The sequence below is a fragment of the Nitrosospira sp. CT genome (assembly GCF_059489795.1).
In genome coordinates, this window is sequence record NZ_JCAHZJ010000080.1 from 15,967 (window position 1) to 31,477 (window position 15,511).

Sequence of the window (15,511 nt, forward strand, 5' to 3'; positions counted from 1 at the left end):
TATCTCAACGCCGCGACCAATGACGGAGATAGTCGTAACGTTCACCGGGCAACTGATGTTTCAGATATATCGGTGCTGCTTCTTCAAGTGCCGTAGGATGAATTCCCCAGACTTCCAGCAGTGCCTCTGAATTATCGCAGTCGCACACGCTGTCGATCTTCATGGAATAATAATTATCGACGCTCATCAGTTTGCCTGGCAGTATCTCCATGGCTGCTGCTTCAAGATGGGAAAGGGCATCCCCAAGGCCGATGATGGCGGGATCGTGTCCCGTCACATGCGCCGCATACTCCACCAGTTCGCGAAGGCTGTAGCACTTCGGTCCGCACAGGTCGTAGCTTTGCCCGAAAGTACGGGGTTCATCCAGGCTGAGCGCAAACGCCTGCACGACATTCTCGACGAAGATCGGCTGGAATTTTGCATGGGGTGAGGCCAGCGGCAAGACCGGCAGGCGCCCCAGCCTGGCAAACAGATTAATTGAGGCGTCGCCAGGACCGAATATGACTGACGGCCTGAAAACAGTAGCATCCAACCCGGATGTCTTTACGATCTGTTCTCCTTCTCCCTTTGAACGCAAATACTCACTCGGTTGACCCGGCCCGGCTTTCAGGGCGCTCATATGCAGTATGCGGGTGACGCCGTTGCGCTTGCAGGCCGCGATGAGCTTTTGCGGCAGTTCGACATGGGCGGCATGAAAGTCACCCTGCAACACACCTACCAGGTTGATCACGGCATCGATGCCAAGGAGCAGCCTGTCGAGGTCTCTATCATCGTGGATATCGGCTTCGATCAGATCCGTAGTGGGTATCACCAGCAACTCCTTCGCACGCTCGTAGTTTCGTGTGGGAATACGCAGGTAGATTTCCCCGTCGGTCAGGAGATTTGCGAGATGTTTCCCGACAAAGCCACTGCCACCGAAAATGCAGACATTCTTGAATGTCATGTCAGACCCCTCACTCCGACACTTTTTCACTCCCGAACCGGGACGACACAATACCCAGGCGCTGCTTCAGCGCCTTGACCTGATGCCCGAAGTTGCGGGCGTAATACATGGAATTGCTCATCACCTTTTTGACATAATCGCGTGTTTCATTGAAGGGGATCGTTTCGGCATAAATCGCGCCCTCCAGCGGCTTCTCATCACGCCACTGCCACACTCGGCTGGGACCAGCGTTGTATGCGGCTGAAGCCAGCGACTGGTTATCGAACTGGGTCAACACGTGTTTCATATAATAGGTGCCCAGTGTCAGATTGGTGTTTACCTCCGTCACCAGGCTTGGACGATACTTTCTCAGTCCCACCTGTTTGGATGCCCATTTTGCCGTGGCAGGCATCAATTGCATCAACCCCATGGCGCCAGCGCTGGACTTGGCATCGCTGACGAAACGGCTCTCCTGGCGAATGAGGCCGTAGACCCATGCTTCGTCGAGCTCCTGCTGCTTCAGGATGTTGCGCATTGCATCTCTATGCGGTGCAAGGAACCTCAGGTGGAAATCGTGGCGCTGCACGGTTCTGTCGGCGGTATTGATGGCGCGGTCGTAGTGCCCGTGACGGCGGGCCACTTCCGCAGCCGCCAGCAGCTTATGGTCATCAAAATTTCGCACGGCCCAGATCCATTCCTGGGCCGCCTCCGGACGCAAATTCAAGTTGTAGAAGGCCAGCGCTCGCGCGATTCCAGGCGTCCGCTCCATTGCAGAAATTTCTTTCGCTGTCGGCTTGAAGGATTCCGCAGGAGCGCCGATGGTAACGCCCAACTCCTCTTCGGCCAGTTGCCCGTAAAAATGATGCTCGCTGCTCAACGGTGCAAGGATGGCATTTGCTTCCTTTATTTTTCCTTTAGCTCCCAACGCACGCGCTTTCCAGTAACGCCAGACCCCCTCTCGTTGTTCCGCCGCCGACATGGCCTCGATCGTATCCAGCACGAGATTCCAGTCCCCGGCACGCAAGGCGGCGCGGGTTTTCCAGGCAAGCTGGGCGTCGGTGAGCTGAACAGACTTATGCGTATTGGCGGCTTCTCCAAACCACTGCAATGCGCGCGGATCCAGCCGTCGCGCCCCCTGGTCCGCAAGTTGCACCAGAAAATACGCCTGATCCGGCGCGCCGAAGCGGTCGCGTATCCGCGGCCAATAAGCATGCGCCTGATCAAGTCCGCTGCGGAGTAAACGCACCATGGCGAAAAGTGCAATTTCCCGATCGGAGCGTGTTTTGATCTCACGCCGATGCCTTTCCAGATAGCGAAGAGGATTTTCTGTGGCGGCATTCAGCTTGCGTTCGTTCAGACGCTGATTTTTGGACAGGTATTCATTGATGCGTTTTGCCGCGCTGACATTGCCGGATTCGAGAGCAAGACGCAGTCTTGACCAGATATCCTCGTCCGTCAGCGTCCCGGCAGTAATCAACACATCGAATATCTGATTACAGCTCTGCGGCATCTCGCGTGCATTGAACCATAACGGAAATGCCTCCTTATAGATGCTGCGATCGCCTGCCGCCAAGCGCTGTTGAAGAGAGTAGCAGACCAGCTCGACATCCTTGTTGACCATGCGCGGATAGTTTTCTGCGAAAAGATCCCACCGCTCGGTCCAGCCCAGGACCTTCAGCCATTCCCCCATCAGGCGGTCGCTGAGAGGGCTATCGCGATATTTCTCAACAAACTCCTTGACAGTCTCCGGACTCAGCTTCGGACTCCAGAGTTGCGGTCGCAGTTGGTAATACGCTCCATAAGGCTCAAGCACATGTCCTTGCAGCCGCTGCGCATACATATTCACGCGCGCAGTGTTGCCGGCCTGATATGCGTGCCTCAGGGCAAGGAAGTCCTGATTTCTTGCGGCTGCACACGTTGCAGTGGAGGTTGTTGCCAAAAACAGCCCGATCAACAGTTTCTTCATAACCTGCTATACATTAGTAATTGAGGGAAAAAATTGAAGAGCGTATCTGCTCCAGGTTCACTTACAGGCTGTTTTCCTTTATTTCCTTTATTTCTTTTTGCCAGCCCCTGTTCCCATTCGGATTTTGTTTTAAGAATAGCACATCATGCCATACATCAGTTTGAATCCGGCGACCAATAAGACACTGAAAACCTATATGAGCTGGAATCGCAATCGTCTGGCTGAGGCGTTGGAGCAAACATATCGTGCACAGCCTGAATGGGCGCGACTGGGTTTCCCCGAACGCGCAGAGCTTATGCACAGAGCCGCCAGCCTCTTGCATGAACGGGCGGCCGAATATGCCATTCTTATAGCTGCGGAAATGGGCAAGCCTGTGCGCGAAGGTCGCGCGGAGGTGGAAAAGTGCGCGCTCGTTTGTGATTATTACGCAGTGCACGCCGAGCATTTCATGCAGGTCGAGATGGTTCAGACCGGTGCCGGCAAAAGTTACGTTTCCTATGAGCCTCTTGGAGTCGTCCTGGGCGTGATGCCCTGGAATTTCCCTTTTTTCCAGGTGATCCGCTTCGCCGCTCCCACACTCATGGCGGGAAATGGTTGCGTGCTGAAACATGCATCGAATGTTCCGCAGTGCGCTTTGGCGCTCGAGCGGTTGTTCCAGGATGCCGGTTTTCCCCCGCACCTTTTCAGCACGCTCATGATAGAGTCATCGGACGTGGGCGACGCTATCGCCAGCTATCACGTGCAGGCGGTAACACTTACGGGCTCCGAGCGTGCCGGCCGGGAAATAGCTTCCCACGCCGGACAGCACTTGAAGAAGTGCGTGATGGAACTCGGCGGGTCGGATGCGTTTATCGTCCTGAAGGATGCGGACCTGGAACTCGCCGCTACCTTTGCGGTGAGATCGCGCTTTCAGAACTGTGGACAGTCATGCATTGCCGCAAAGCGCATTATTCCTGTGGCCGACATTGCCGATGAGTTTGGTTCGCTGCTCATAAAGAAAACAAGAGAATTGAAAATGGGCGATCCCCTGAACGAGGCGACGCAGGTCGGCCCGATGGCAAGACTTGATCTGCGGGAAAACTTGCATCAGCAAGTAACTGATTCGATTGCACAAGGAGCCCAGGTGGTTCTCGGGTGCGAACCGCGGGAGGGGGAGGGCGCATTCTATCTCCCATCCATCCTGGATGGCGTCACGGCCGCGACTAGAGCTTATCACGAGGAATTATTCGGACCGGTGGCGGCCGTGATACGCGCGGCAGACGAGGAGGACGCCATTCGCATTGCCAATGACACCCGCTTCGGGCTCGGCTCCAGCATCTGGAGCCGCGATACCGAACACGCCGAGGAACTGGCGCATCGAATCCAGGCGGGTTGCAGCTTTATCAATGGCATGGTCAGGTCAGATCCACGCCTTCCCTTCGGAGGAACCAAAAACTCCGGATTCGGTAGGGAACTGTCCTATCATGGCATCCGGGAGTTCGTTAATGTAAAAACGGTATGGGTACGATGACTCCACAAAAAAAACCCATTGCAGCGCGAGTTCATTCCGTTTTCTCTTCTCCCTCCTTGAAACAGGAAGGAGCGAATCGGGACCGGAGGGACCGGGATTGCTCGATCAGGCCCTAGATCACGCCCTGGCCCGTCATCGCATCCGCCACCTTTACAAAACCTGCCACGTTCGCCCCGTTGACATAGCTGATGGTGCCATCTTCCCGCCGCCCATGCTCCGTGCAGGAGCGGTGGATAGCCTGCATGATCTGGAGCAATCGGGCATCCACTTCTTCCCGCTGCCAGGAAAGACGCATGGCGTTCTGGCTCATTTCCAGACCGGAGGTGGCTACACCGCCTGCATTGCTGGCTTTGCCGGGCGCAAAAAGAACCCCGCTGCGCTCGAAGTGCTTTACCGCCTCCGCGGTGGAAGGCATGTTGGCGCCCTCTGCCACGCATATCACGCCGTTTTTGATAAGCGTGGTGGCGTCCTCTTCATTCAGCTCGTTTTGTGTGGCGCAAGGGAGCGCGACCTCTACAGGAACATGCCACGGTCTTTTACCGGGAATAAAATCGGCTTTCACACGCTCTGCGTAGGCGTTGATACGGCCATACTGTTTATTCTTCACATCCATCAGTTCAGCGAGCTTTTCGGGGGTAAAACCTTCTTCATCGACTACGGTGCCGTCTGAATCAGAAACCGTTATCACTTTGGCGCCAAGTGCCATTGCTTTCTCCACAGCATATTGCGCCACGTTTCCCGAACCCGAGACGGCAACACGCATGCCTTCCAGCGAGCGTCCGGATTGCTTGAGCATCTCCTCGGCAAAGTAGACGGTACCGTAGCCGGTAGCTTCCGGACGAATGAGCGACCCGCCGAAACTCAACCCCTTGCCTGTGAAGACGCAGTCAGCACGATTGGAAAGCTTTTTCATCATGCCTGCCATGAAGCCCACTTCCCGGGCTCCGACGCCGATATCGCCTGCCGGGACATCGACATCCGAGCCGATATGCCGGAACAGCTCAGTCATATAGGCCTGACAGAAGCGCATGATCTCCCCCGGACTGCGGTCCCTGGGGTTGAAATCCGCGCCACCCTTGCCCCCACCCATGGGAAGTGTCGTAAGCGCGTTCTTGAACGTTTGTTCGAACGCCAGGAATTTGAGGATGGAAAGGTTTACGGAGGGATGAAAGCGGGTGCCGCCCTTATAAGGACCAATGGAAGAGCTGTGCTGTATGCGGTAGCCTCGATTGACCTTCACCTCCCCCCGATCATCCACCCAGGACACACGAAAAATGATTATTCGCTCCGGCTCCACGAGACGGTCGAGAATGCCGTGTTCCGCATAACGAGGGTTTTTCGTAATAAAGGGCCAGAGGCTCTCCATGACTTCCGTCACTGCCTGGAGATATTCGGGCTGTCCCGGATTATGCTCCGCCACGTACGCGCAGAATTCCTCGAAACTGCGATATTTCATTGGTTATTCCCCTTATGTCCTCTTGTGCTAAACCATTTTCCCAAGACAGGTATTCTGCCAAATAACTTGCGGAATCGCACTGAATTTATGTTCGGAATTGCGCGATGGAAAGCTGGATGTGCGGGACGTGTGGAAGATGAAACATCGAAGCATCGGGCATCTTGTTTTCCGGCAACAGGCTTTCAAAAATCATTTCAATGAGGCGCTCCCTAGGAAAGCGAACCGACAAGTCAAAGCGCGCTGGACCAGAGGTGTTCTTGTTCTTCGTTATCATATTTCTGACATCCTCTCATCCGCCTTTCAACTGTCAGCCGGGATCCCAAGGTCCTTACTCTTTATTGTCTTCATCCTCATCCTTCTTTTGAGGTCTTGTCGTCCACCAGACGACGAGAATCAGTAGCGACAGCGCTACGCCAGCTTCAAGCAGTAATATCCACATAGGATCAACCATGATGTATATTAAGAGGAAGCCTCTGATGCCGCCATGAGCGGGATTGCTCTTTCAGAGATTTCCGATATGAAACTTTAACCCAAAACTTCATGAAAGACCAATTACGCACACTTACCGTTGTCGCGCTACTGTTGCTCGGCGCCTGCAATATCATTCCTACTCCCCGTGTCACGGAGAAACCGGCCGAACCCCAGCCCATGCCTGTGCTCAGAGCTGCTGATTGGGACACAGTAGAGGGCTGGAGGGATGACGAGATTGTGCCGGCCCTGGATGCGTTCCTCCAGAGTTGCACTGTTTTGAAAAAAAAGGCGCTATGGCAGGAAGCCTGCATTCAGGCTGACTCCATGAGAGGACAGGATGACGATACGGTGCGCCAGTTTTTTGAAAGCTATTTTGTTCCCTACCAGGTATTGAATCCTGATGGGAGTGAGAATGGTCTTATCACCGGTTATTACGAGCCTCTGCTCAAGGGGAGTCGCACGCCTTCCGCCCGTTACCGCTATCCGCTTTACACAACCCCTGAAGAACTGCTGATAGTGGATCTGAGTTCCGTCTATCCCCAGCTCAAAAACATGCGGTTGCGGGGACGACTCGAAGGGCGCAAGGTGGTCCCCTTCTATAGTCGGGCCGAAATATCCGGCAACCCTGCAGCGCTACAGGGAAAAGAACTGCTCTGGGTGGATGACGAGGTCGATCTGTTTTTCCTGCAGATTCAGGGTTCCGGTCGGGTGGAGCTTGAAAATGGCGAGATCGTGAGGGTGGGGTACGCGGATCAAAACGGCCACCCCTACAGGTCCATCGGGAAGCTGCTGGTGGATCGGGGCGAATTACCCCTGGAAAGAGCCTCGATGCAGGGAATCAAGGCCTGGGGGCAGAAGAATCCCCGGAAATTGCCGAATATTTTGCATCAGAACTCAAGCTTCGTCTTTTTCCGTGAACTGCCGGGCACGGTGGCGGGGCCATTCGGCTCCATGGGGGTGCCTCTCACGGCTGGAAGAAGCCTTGCGGTGGACCCGCGTGTGATCCCCCAGGGCGCTCCGGTCTTTCTTTCCACTACCTGGCCAAATACCGATGAGCAACTTCAACGGTTGATGGTGGCGCAGGATACAGGCGGGGCAATCAAAGGGAATGTGAGGGCGGATTTTTTCTGGGGATTTGGCCCTGACGCAGCGCAGAACGCGGGCAAGATGAGGCAGACGGGGAGAATGTGGGTATTGATGCCGGTGGAATATCTGCCCAAGGATTTTCCACCTGCCGCGCGAGTACTGGGAAGCTCCAGATAAATCTGCGAACTGGAGGATGCAGGCGCTTCCCAGCGCCTGTCATCGATTTATCTATTTCGTGGAGGTCGCGTTTAATTTCTTTTCTATGGTTTCCGCGGGAATCAATCCCGGCGTTACCGAGCCGTTGGCAAAAATCAGGGTAGGCGTACCGCTTATATCGTTTTCTTTCCCTGCCTTGAGAATCACGTCTATGGGTGTGGCACAATCCTTGCCGGCGGGCGCAATATTCCTGAGCATGAAATCTTCCCAGGCCTTGAGCCTGTCCTCGGAGCACCATATCGCCGTCGCGGTCGGGATTGACCCGTTCAGCACCGGATAAAGCAGGGTATAGACCGTTACATCCGTTACGTTAACCAGCTCCTTTTCCAGACGCTTGCAAAAAGGGCAGTTCGGGTCGGAGAAAACGACAAGTTTGCGTTTTCCATTCCCCTTGACCGCCTTGATCGCATGCTCCAGGGGAAGAGTGCCCACATCTATGCGCCGAGCTTCCTTGATCTGTTGCAAGCGTTCGGAAGTCAGGCTTTCCTTCGTTTTCGGATCAATTACGTGACCGAAAAAAAGGTACGAAACCTTGTCGTCCGTATAGAACAATTCGCCTCCTACCACCACTTCATATAGACCGAGATAGGGGGTTTTTTTTATGCTTTCGACCTTCTCTCCAGGAAAATTTGCCTGAATCGCTTTTTTCAGGGATGCCTCGTCAGCGGACGCGCTGGAAAGGAAGCATAGCAATAGAGAAGGCAAAGCGAGAGAAACGAGTTTTGAACGCATGGTCTTTACTCCGTTTTGGGATGGGATGCAGCCGGACGGCCTGCGGTTATTCTGGTGGATGGACAGGAAAACGAATCAGCCGGGTTCAACTCAATGCCTGCTGCATCAAGCGGTCTTTTATCAGGGGCAACTGGTTGGTGATTTCCAGACCCAGATTGCGCAGGCGAATGAGTGTCGGGTGAGTATGGTTGAACAGCTTCTGCAAGCTATCGGTAACCAGTTCCATGGCCAGGATGTCTTCCTTGCGGGCGCGTTCATAACGGCGCAGCAACAGGTAATCACCGCAATCCGATTGCAGTCCGCGCGTGAGGATAACAGAGGCGAGTTCCTGCGCATCGCGTAAACCGAGATTCACGCCCTGCCCCGCAAGGGGATGTATGCCATGCGCTGCGTCGCCGATGAGCGCAAGATGTGGCTGGACCAGCTTTTTCACATGTACAAAATTCAGGGGAAAAGCGGCAGGCCGCGTAACGAGCTGCATCTCGCCCAGGACATGTTGCGAAGCCCGGACGACGCGCTCGCATAATTCCTTTTCAGGTAGCTCGAGCATCGTTTGCGCGAGTTCTTCCTTTGTAGACCATACCATGGACACCACTCTGCCAGGCATTGGCAGCAGCGCCAGCACGCCATCGCGCCGAAACCACTGGTGGGCGACGTTATTATGGGGACGCGTTGCATCGAAGTTTGCCACCACCCCCATCTGCTGGTAGGAATGCCGCGCCACTTCAATACCTGCCTGTTCGCGTACCCAGGAATTCACCCCGTCCGCCCCCACGATCAACCCCGTCTGCATGACAGTTCCATCATCGAGATGCAGCTCGGCGTGAGACTCGGCGCGGAGCATCATAGAACATTGCGCGGGACAAAAAACCTTGATCGGATTCCCGCGGTGCTTGAGTCCTTTCCAGGCGGCGTTCTGGAGCTGGCGGTTCTCCACTATGAAAGCCAGTTCGGGGACACCGATATTGTAGGCGCTGAAATCCAGCCGCGCCGCGCTGTCGTCACCGAAGACCGCCATATTGTAGACAGGAGTCACCCGCTCCTGGTCGAGAGCGTCCCACACTCCCAGGTTTTGCAGAAATGCAGCGCTGCCCGGACTGATGGCGTAGACTCTGCTGTCCCAGCTCTCATCGTCAGGAAGCGGCGGGATGGGGCGGAATTCAACCAGCGCTATTTTCAGACCGCTATCCTTGAGGGCAAGCGCCAGGCTTGCTCCAACCAATCCCCCCCCCACGATAACGATATCGAATTTCATGGAACCATTATACAGCCGCTTTCCGCTGCGCGGGGATGCATGGATAAGCCGGTACGCCCGTTTTTGCCTCGGTGGATTTATGAAACAACAGCTGTACCCCTCCTATTTTAATAACTGAATCAATCAATTAGATAAACTGGTGGCGCCATTCCGAATCTTGACAGGAATGTGTTGCGAAGGCATAATGTCAGACCTTCTATATAAAACAGTAGCGAATTAGCTCAGTGGTTAGAGCAGCGGAATCATAATCCGTTGGTCCCCAGTTCGAATCTGGGATTCGCTACCACTCTGAATGGGTTGGTATTCTCGCCAGTCCATTTTTTGTTTGTATCTCCCCTCCTGCTTATTCCATTCCACAGCCGATCCGATATCTGCAAATCAATGCTTGCAGCATCATCGGGCATGCCTGCTATATTGAATTTTATATCCTGGTTTTGCATCGGAAGCCGATGCCATTTCTCCAACCCATGTGCGGGAGAAGCGCCATGCCATACCATACATTGAAAGACCTTCCGGACAACGTTACCAATGTTCTGCCAAAGCATGCACAGGAAATATACAGGGCCGCTTTCAATAACGCCTGGGATGAGTATAAGGACCCGGATGAGCGCAGGGGACATGCTTCGCGCGAAGAAACGGCGCACAAGGTAGCCTGGGCGGCCGTAAAAAAGGAATATGAGAAAGATGGCGACGAATGGCGCAAGAAAAAGTCCTGATCTTTTTGGGAGAAATTGCAGGGGAATTGCAATGGGGACTTGCCCATTCCAGGGAATCCCTGAACAGGGACGAATTGCATCCGCCCCTGTCAGGAAGGAAAAAACGCTTTTTCCGCGATTACTTCAAATCATTGTTTTACGCAGATACCACTGCAATCCGCTCCGCCACGCGCCGGATCGCAATTGTCTGAGGGATCATCCACACACTTCTTGCCCTCAGGACAGGGGAAGCCGGCTATGCCACCGCACATCTGCTTCGGCTCCTTCTCGCCATACGCTGAGCTTCCCTTCGGTGGATAATCGACGCGCTTGCCTCCTCCCGGCTTCGTCGGTTCTGCTGCACCTGTCTTGACCGTTTCCCGAACCTGGCGTCCCTCGACCGCTTCTACGTCGATGGATTCGACATCTCCATCAGTATGCCGAGCGGTATAAACACCGACAACATCCAGGGGCACCGGGCTTTTCACGACCAGGAATCCTTCAAGAAAGGCGAAATCCACGCACACGCCATCGATCGGACAAAAGTAGCCGGCGATATCAAAGCAGTTTACTCCCACTGCTCCATCCGGCTGAATGACCGCCTCCTTGAAAGGGGTCACATCGAAAGGTCCGGGCTCGGAGCCAAACTGGGTGGCAAGCGCCACCTTGGCGGCAATGCTGATTTTTTTGTCGCTCGGATTATGAATGTTGACTGTGGTGCGATAAGTGCCGCGCGCCAATGTTCCATCCTGGTGTGGCAGCAGCAATGAACACGCAACCTTCGCCGCATACTGATACTCTGTCTTGATTGTCTTGGAAGGCTTCACTGGCTCCGCCTGGGAAACGGGAATAACAAGCAGACCGCACAGTCCCATCAATGCGGACAGAAACCCCATCATTCGCAACTGTTTCATGACCACCTCCTTATTGTCGGAATTCGCACAAACCCCGCCTGCCTTCAAATGTTCAAAGTCATGAACAGCATGAAGCGTTTCTAACCGTTATTACTCCAGTGACAGGAGGGCATTCGGATTTCCAGATTTATTCATAGCAGTATTTGCCTTACAGTCAAGCTTGTTTCCGGGATTTTCAAAACAATGCTTTTGTCGGAGATGAGGTTGATTGTCGGTCCTTTGGGCAGGGACGGAGACTATCATGGTGTGAATCTCGCCAGGGCGGATGGAGAGGGAAAACCGAAGGCAAGCTTGCTCGCGAAAAGATTGCAGAACGTAAAGAATGGAAATATGACAGAAAGCCATTTTTCCTTTCTTGCAGTAGCAGTCAAGCTTCCTTCAAAAATCGGGCAGAAGCCTCCGCTTTGCAGATCAATGCGGACTTTTGCCGTTCGACACGTGGGTCAATTTTTTGAGGAGCGCCTTACAGGATTTTTGCGCTGACTCAAGCATGGTATAAAGATCGAGGAGATTGATGAGGATATATTGGCCGCAATCCGGGCAGGAAAGTCTCGGTTCATACTTCAACCGCAAGATCGTCTCTTCATGCTGATTCGAGCAGTGAGGGCAGACGATTATTATTGATTCGGAGTCCAGATCGGATGGCATTGCAATCCCTTATGGTCGGATTGGTACTCGTTTCGAACAACTGGAATGTTGGGAACGAATTGCGAGGAGCGCCAGAAGGGTATTTCGAGTCCAGTTGCAGAACTTTGGAAAAAGCAGCAGCCTGGTATTACGCTAGCTGGTGCCGGGAGGGGGAATAAGGCACTCTAACCGTCACTCAAAACCCGCATTAATGCTCGTTCTTGTGGTGGAAGATTAACGAAAGTACCACTAGAGTACCACAAATGCAGTAGGTCCGAATAGGGGCAGGTTCGATTAAGATTAGCCCATGTACAGATAGGGAACCGAACCCGGACGGTATGGCACCTATATTCAGGGGTTCTGTTTTGGACGGGGTAGGGACCAGCTAGTGTGCGAACGTTACCCTCTTACGTTAGTCGGAAGTTTGGCTTTAGCTGCTTGATAGTTGGATGCTGTGTTCGCAGCAACACCAGCTATCTGTAGTCCAGTCCCGATTAGACTAGGCCGGTTCTTCATAACCTCATTCATCTTCGAGGTAGTTTGCGCCCGGACCCCCTTGCCCTCTTGATACAGTTGCCGTAACGACGATTGCCTATTGGATTCGATAGATGAAATATCGGTCCCAAGATTGAAGGCGCTTTCATTCTGTATCCGATCATTGCTGATACCAGCAAGACCAGATTCCCCGGAGAAAGCCCGAAGCCTTGCCGACTCAATCATGGCCTCCCTAGCCCTAACCGACATTTCATCAGTGGCTTGCTTATTGGTCTGGTCATACTGAAGCTGGAGGGACTCCATTTGTTGAGAGTAGTTGTCCTGGATTGCCCTCTCGGTAGCCTTGGCCTGTTTAGCTTGCTGCATGTGGCTGGTCACCGCTGAGGCTGCGCCGATAGCCAGAGTAGCTCCAGCTATAACTAATGGAATACACATAATGGACTGTATTTGTAGAATTGATAGAAGGGTATTTCTGAACGGGTTACGGGTTTACTAAAAGGAGAATGCATTTAATATCCTTGGATAACGTGGGGGACATGGACAAAACCATCGACTGCTCGGGGCCTGCTAGCAGGTTGTAGTACGACGAGAGTAGAGGAGGGGGGTGAAGAAGTGGAGGGGGATGGGATAACTACTCTTCGGTATCTGTTGATGGGTTTTTAGCGAGGACCTCCTTCTCATACCTGCCTGTACGCTCTTCGATAATGTTAGAAAGGCCCCGGAGGGCTGAAGCGGAAACCTTAATGTACCTCTGGGTAGACACAATGCTCTTGTGCCCCATCACCTTTTGAAGCCGGAAGGAGTCAATCCCCGCATTCGCTAGCGTGGAGGCGTAGGTGTGTCGGAAGGCATGTAGAACGAACTCCTTATCATGCTCCAGGCCCATCTTTTTGCGAATCCGGCGCCAGATATGAGAGACCACATAAGGATTTAAAGGTTGAAACACTGGAGCGACATTCCGCCTTTTGAGAATAGCCAGTGCCCTCCCGGTAAGGGGTACCATCCTGTCATCTCCCGATTTGGTATCGACTATGAGAACTGTTCTGTTGTGCATGTCCACGTACCTGGGTTGAATCTTAAGGGCTTCAGAGAGCCGAAGACCAGTGTCAGCCAGGACAACTATCAGGTCGGCCATAGCAGACTCATATGGACTACTTTGGATACACAGAGAGATAGCCAGGGCTTCCTCTTCGGGGGTAATTAACCGTCTCCTTTCGTTCTTGACCCTGTAGCGAATGAGGTGCGGCTTCTCTCCGCTATACTTTTTCCATTTAATGGCTTCGTGGAATAGGACTGAGAACATGGATAGCCTCTTATTTATAGTGGATGGTGTCTTGCGGCGGCGTTTAAGACCTTCTGCATACTCAAGGAGGAGTTCATCAGTAATCTTAGCGAGTGGGCGATTGGGACCGAAGTGTGCCGCTACGAGTTTATATATCGCCTCAATGGAACCCAGGCTTTTCCCTGACCTCCAGGAATCCCTTACCCGTAGCGCATGTTGAAATGCCTCTGAGAGCGTAATTCCCCCTCGGCGTATTCGGTCCGAAGTGTATTTGGCTTCATATCGGAGCTTTATTTCCAGGGCTTGGGCTTCTGCCCTATCGGTAGTATGGAGGGACCGCCTGATGCGTTTCCCATCGGGAGTGCGAAAATCACACCAGTAGATTTTCTTTTTCCCCTTAGGAAACGGCTTAGCCATATCTACCCCCTAATCAGCTCTCGTACAACGTGAGAGCGAATAGGCGGCACCATTGCATCCTCAATATGGCGGGCAAGTTCATGCCCCCGCGCTGTCAACTTGATTATTTTCCTCCGATTATCGAACGGGTCTAATTGCATAGTGATAAGGCCGTATCCCTCCTGCCCCTTGGGAGCTTCACAGAGCTTTCTCAGGTTTCTACTGGCGGCAGGCTGAGTAAGCCCTATTCGCCGTGCTAATTCATCCACACCTGGGTTTCCCTCAAGTGCGATGACAAGGAAAGTCTGCAATGTTTGTATTTGAACATCAGGTTCTTGAGTAAATTGTTTGAATGCATCAAGGGTGGCGGATAAGGTATTTAAAGCGATTAGCATAGTAGGAAGTGAGGGAAAGAACAACATTGGTAGCGCATAAGATATTGATAGCGCAAAGGATTCATATGTAGTAGATATTGCGGCTGGAGCTATATAAGCCGTAGGAGGATAGAAATTATATTACTCTGACATAGGGAAGAGAGATAAGTGGAGAAGGGGAAACCGGAGTACAAAGGAGACTAGGGACATCATAGAATAGGCAAAAAGAAAGGCCACACATTGGTGGCCTCTTGGGTGAATCTAACTACTTGATATTCTTACGCTACGGGAATCCCCGCATCGGTCTTATCTTCTGAACGGAAAGTAGTGGCCTCTCGCAGCATCAACACTCCCTTGTGACTGAGGCACAGTAGGAACCACCCCGGTTGACCCAGGGTAGATACTCTGTTGCCCTCCAGTGTACCCATAGGTCCTCGAAGTGTTCCCCTGGTTATCCCTAGCCTCTGAGTAACCACCTGTGTAACTCTGACTGGAAGCCTTGTAGCCATCCGCACCTGTGCATTCAGTGTATCCTCCTGTGTACGTCTGGCAGTCTATGGCAGAGGACAGGGGGGATACCAGGGTGAGCGATAGGGATAGGGTGGCTACTATGGGCTTGTGCATGGGGTGACTCCTGAGGGTAAGTAATTGATATAGCTCGATATCGTTATTCCGATATCGGTATTAACCAGCTTTTATACGAGTTCTCCGGTACTGAGTAACCATAACGGACTGTGGAGACCAAAGCTTTATGTTGATTATCCTCTAACGCAAAAGCCCCCTAATGGAAGACAGACATCAGGAATACTGACATCTGCCCTCAACTAGGGGGCAATTGCGGGGGCAAGAGGTTCTACTTGATATAGGCTGACTACGCTTGTGCATAGTAAGCCAATAGCAGTAGTCCTCGGACCACTCGCCCCCTCAGGGACTAAACAGTTATTTCTATGTTGCTACCAGGGGACCCCGCTAGGCACATAGCAATACCGTGAGCTGGAGTTGCCCCTATTAAACCGGACAGGATGCGGTTAGTAACTGGCTGCGGATGAATTGTCTTGGCGACTTCATCTTGAGCCCCTTGTGAGGATGATATTCATTGTAATCCTCGAACCAT

13 protein-coding genes and 1 tRNA gene are annotated in these 15,511 nt (G+C 53.0%); 4 read left to right on the top strand and 10 right to left on the bottom strand.

Annotated features, from left to right (window positions below):
• Positions 1-4: 4 nt before the first annotated feature.
• On the bottom strand, positions 5-943 hold the full coding sequence (locus AC52W5_RS15190) for a complex I NDUFA9 subunit family protein (protein ID WP_495671619.1): 939 nt from the start codon (positions 941-943) through the stop codon (positions 5-7).
• Between the two features lie 10 nt (positions 944-953).
• Positions 954-2,888 (bottom strand): lytic transglycosylase domain-containing protein, encoded by a 1,935-nt coding sequence (locus AC52W5_RS15195; RefSeq protein WP_074975757.1) that lies wholly within the window; start codon positions 2,886-2,888, stop codon positions 954-956.
• Positions 2,889-3,033: 145 nt separating this feature from the next.
• On the opposite strand from AC52W5_RS15195, the gene AC52W5_RS15200 reads away from it, so the two are divergent.
• The gene (locus tag AC52W5_RS15200; protein ID WP_495671620.1) at positions 3,034-4,398 is read left to right on the top strand and encodes an NAD-dependent succinate-semialdehyde dehydrogenase; all 1,365 of its coding nucleotides are present in this window, start codon (positions 3,034-3,036) and stop codon (positions 4,396-4,398) included.
• A gap of 112 nt (positions 4,399-4,510) precedes the next feature.
• Here the strand turns inward: AC52W5_RS15200 and gdhA are convergent, their stop codons facing one another.
• The 3 genes from gdhA to AC52W5_RS15215 form a co-directional block, all read right to left on the bottom strand.
• Positions 4,511-5,854, bottom strand: a complete 1,344-nt coding sequence (gdhA, locus tag AC52W5_RS15205) for an NADP-specific glutamate dehydrogenase (RefSeq protein ID WP_495671621.1) — start codon at positions 5,852-5,854, stop codon at positions 4,511-4,513.
• An 85-nt stretch (positions 5,855-5,939) separates the two neighbouring features.
• Positions 5,940-6,128 (bottom strand): hypothetical protein, encoded by a 189-nt coding sequence (locus tag AC52W5_RS15210; protein WP_495671622.1) that lies wholly within the window; start codon positions 6,126-6,128, stop codon positions 5,940-5,942.
• Positions 6,129-6,182: 54 nt separating this feature from the next.
• Positions 6,183-6,305, bottom strand: a complete 123-nt coding sequence (locus AC52W5_RS15215; protein WP_256210548.1) for a hypothetical protein — start codon at positions 6,303-6,305, stop codon at positions 6,183-6,185.
• An 89-nt stretch (positions 6,306-6,394) separates the two neighbouring features.
• Here AC52W5_RS15215 and mltA point away from each other — a divergent pair, with 89 nt between their 5' ends.
• A complete protein-coding gene (gene mltA, locus AC52W5_RS15220; RefSeq protein ID WP_495671623.1) occupies positions 6,395-7,588 on the top strand; it encodes a murein transglycosylase A in 1,194 nt (397 codons plus the stop codon).
• Positions 7,589-7,639: 51 nt separating this feature from the next.
• Here mltA and AC52W5_RS15225 read toward each other — a convergent pair whose 3' ends face one another.
• Both AC52W5_RS15225 and AC52W5_RS15230 read right to left on the bottom strand, forming a co-directional pair.
• Positions 7,640-8,359, bottom strand: coding sequence for a DsbC family protein (locus tag AC52W5_RS15225; protein ID WP_107761260.1), 720 nt, complete (start codon positions 8,357-8,359; stop codon positions 7,640-7,642).
• 85 nt (positions 8,360-8,444) lie between these two features.
• A complete protein-coding gene (locus AC52W5_RS15230; protein ID WP_495671624.1) occupies positions 8,445-9,614 on the bottom strand; it encodes a UbiH/UbiF family hydroxylase in 1,170 nt (389 codons plus the stop codon).
• A gap of 210 nt (positions 9,615-9,824) precedes the next feature.
• On the opposite strand from AC52W5_RS15230, the gene AC52W5_RS15235 reads away from it, so the two are divergent.
• Both AC52W5_RS15235 and chaB read left to right on the top strand, forming a co-directional pair.
• Positions 9,825-9,900 (top strand) — tRNA-Met (locus tag AC52W5_RS15235).
• Positions 9,901-10,099: 199 nt separating this feature from the next.
• Entirely contained in the window at positions 10,100-10,330 is a 231-nt protein-coding gene (chaB, locus tag AC52W5_RS15240; RefSeq protein ID WP_074975745.1) for a putative cation transport regulator ChaB, read from the top strand.
• A gap of 128 nt (positions 10,331-10,458) precedes the next feature.
• On the opposite strand, the gene AC52W5_RS15245 is transcribed toward chaB, so the two are convergent.
• From AC52W5_RS15245 to AC52W5_RS15255, 3 genes are all read right to left on the bottom strand, one after another.
• On the bottom strand, positions 10,459-11,223 hold the full coding sequence (locus AC52W5_RS15245) for a Kazal-type serine protease inhibitor domain protein (RefSeq protein WP_074975744.1): 765 nt from the start codon (positions 11,221-11,223) through the stop codon (positions 10,459-10,461).
• A gap of 1,026 nt (positions 11,224-12,249) precedes the next feature.
• Positions 12,250-12,780 carry a virion core protein, T7 gp14 family gene (locus AC52W5_RS15250; protein WP_495671625.1) on the bottom strand — a complete coding sequence of 177 codons (531 nt, stop codon included), beginning with the start codon at positions 12,778-12,780 and terminating at the stop codon, positions 12,250-12,252.
• Positions 12,781-12,976: 196 nt separating this feature from the next.
• On the bottom strand, positions 12,977-14,044 hold the full coding sequence (locus AC52W5_RS15255; RefSeq protein WP_495671626.1) for a tyrosine-type recombinase/integrase: 1,068 nt from the start codon (positions 14,042-14,044) through the stop codon (positions 12,977-12,979).
• Positions 14,045-15,511 lie beyond the last annotated feature (1,467 nt).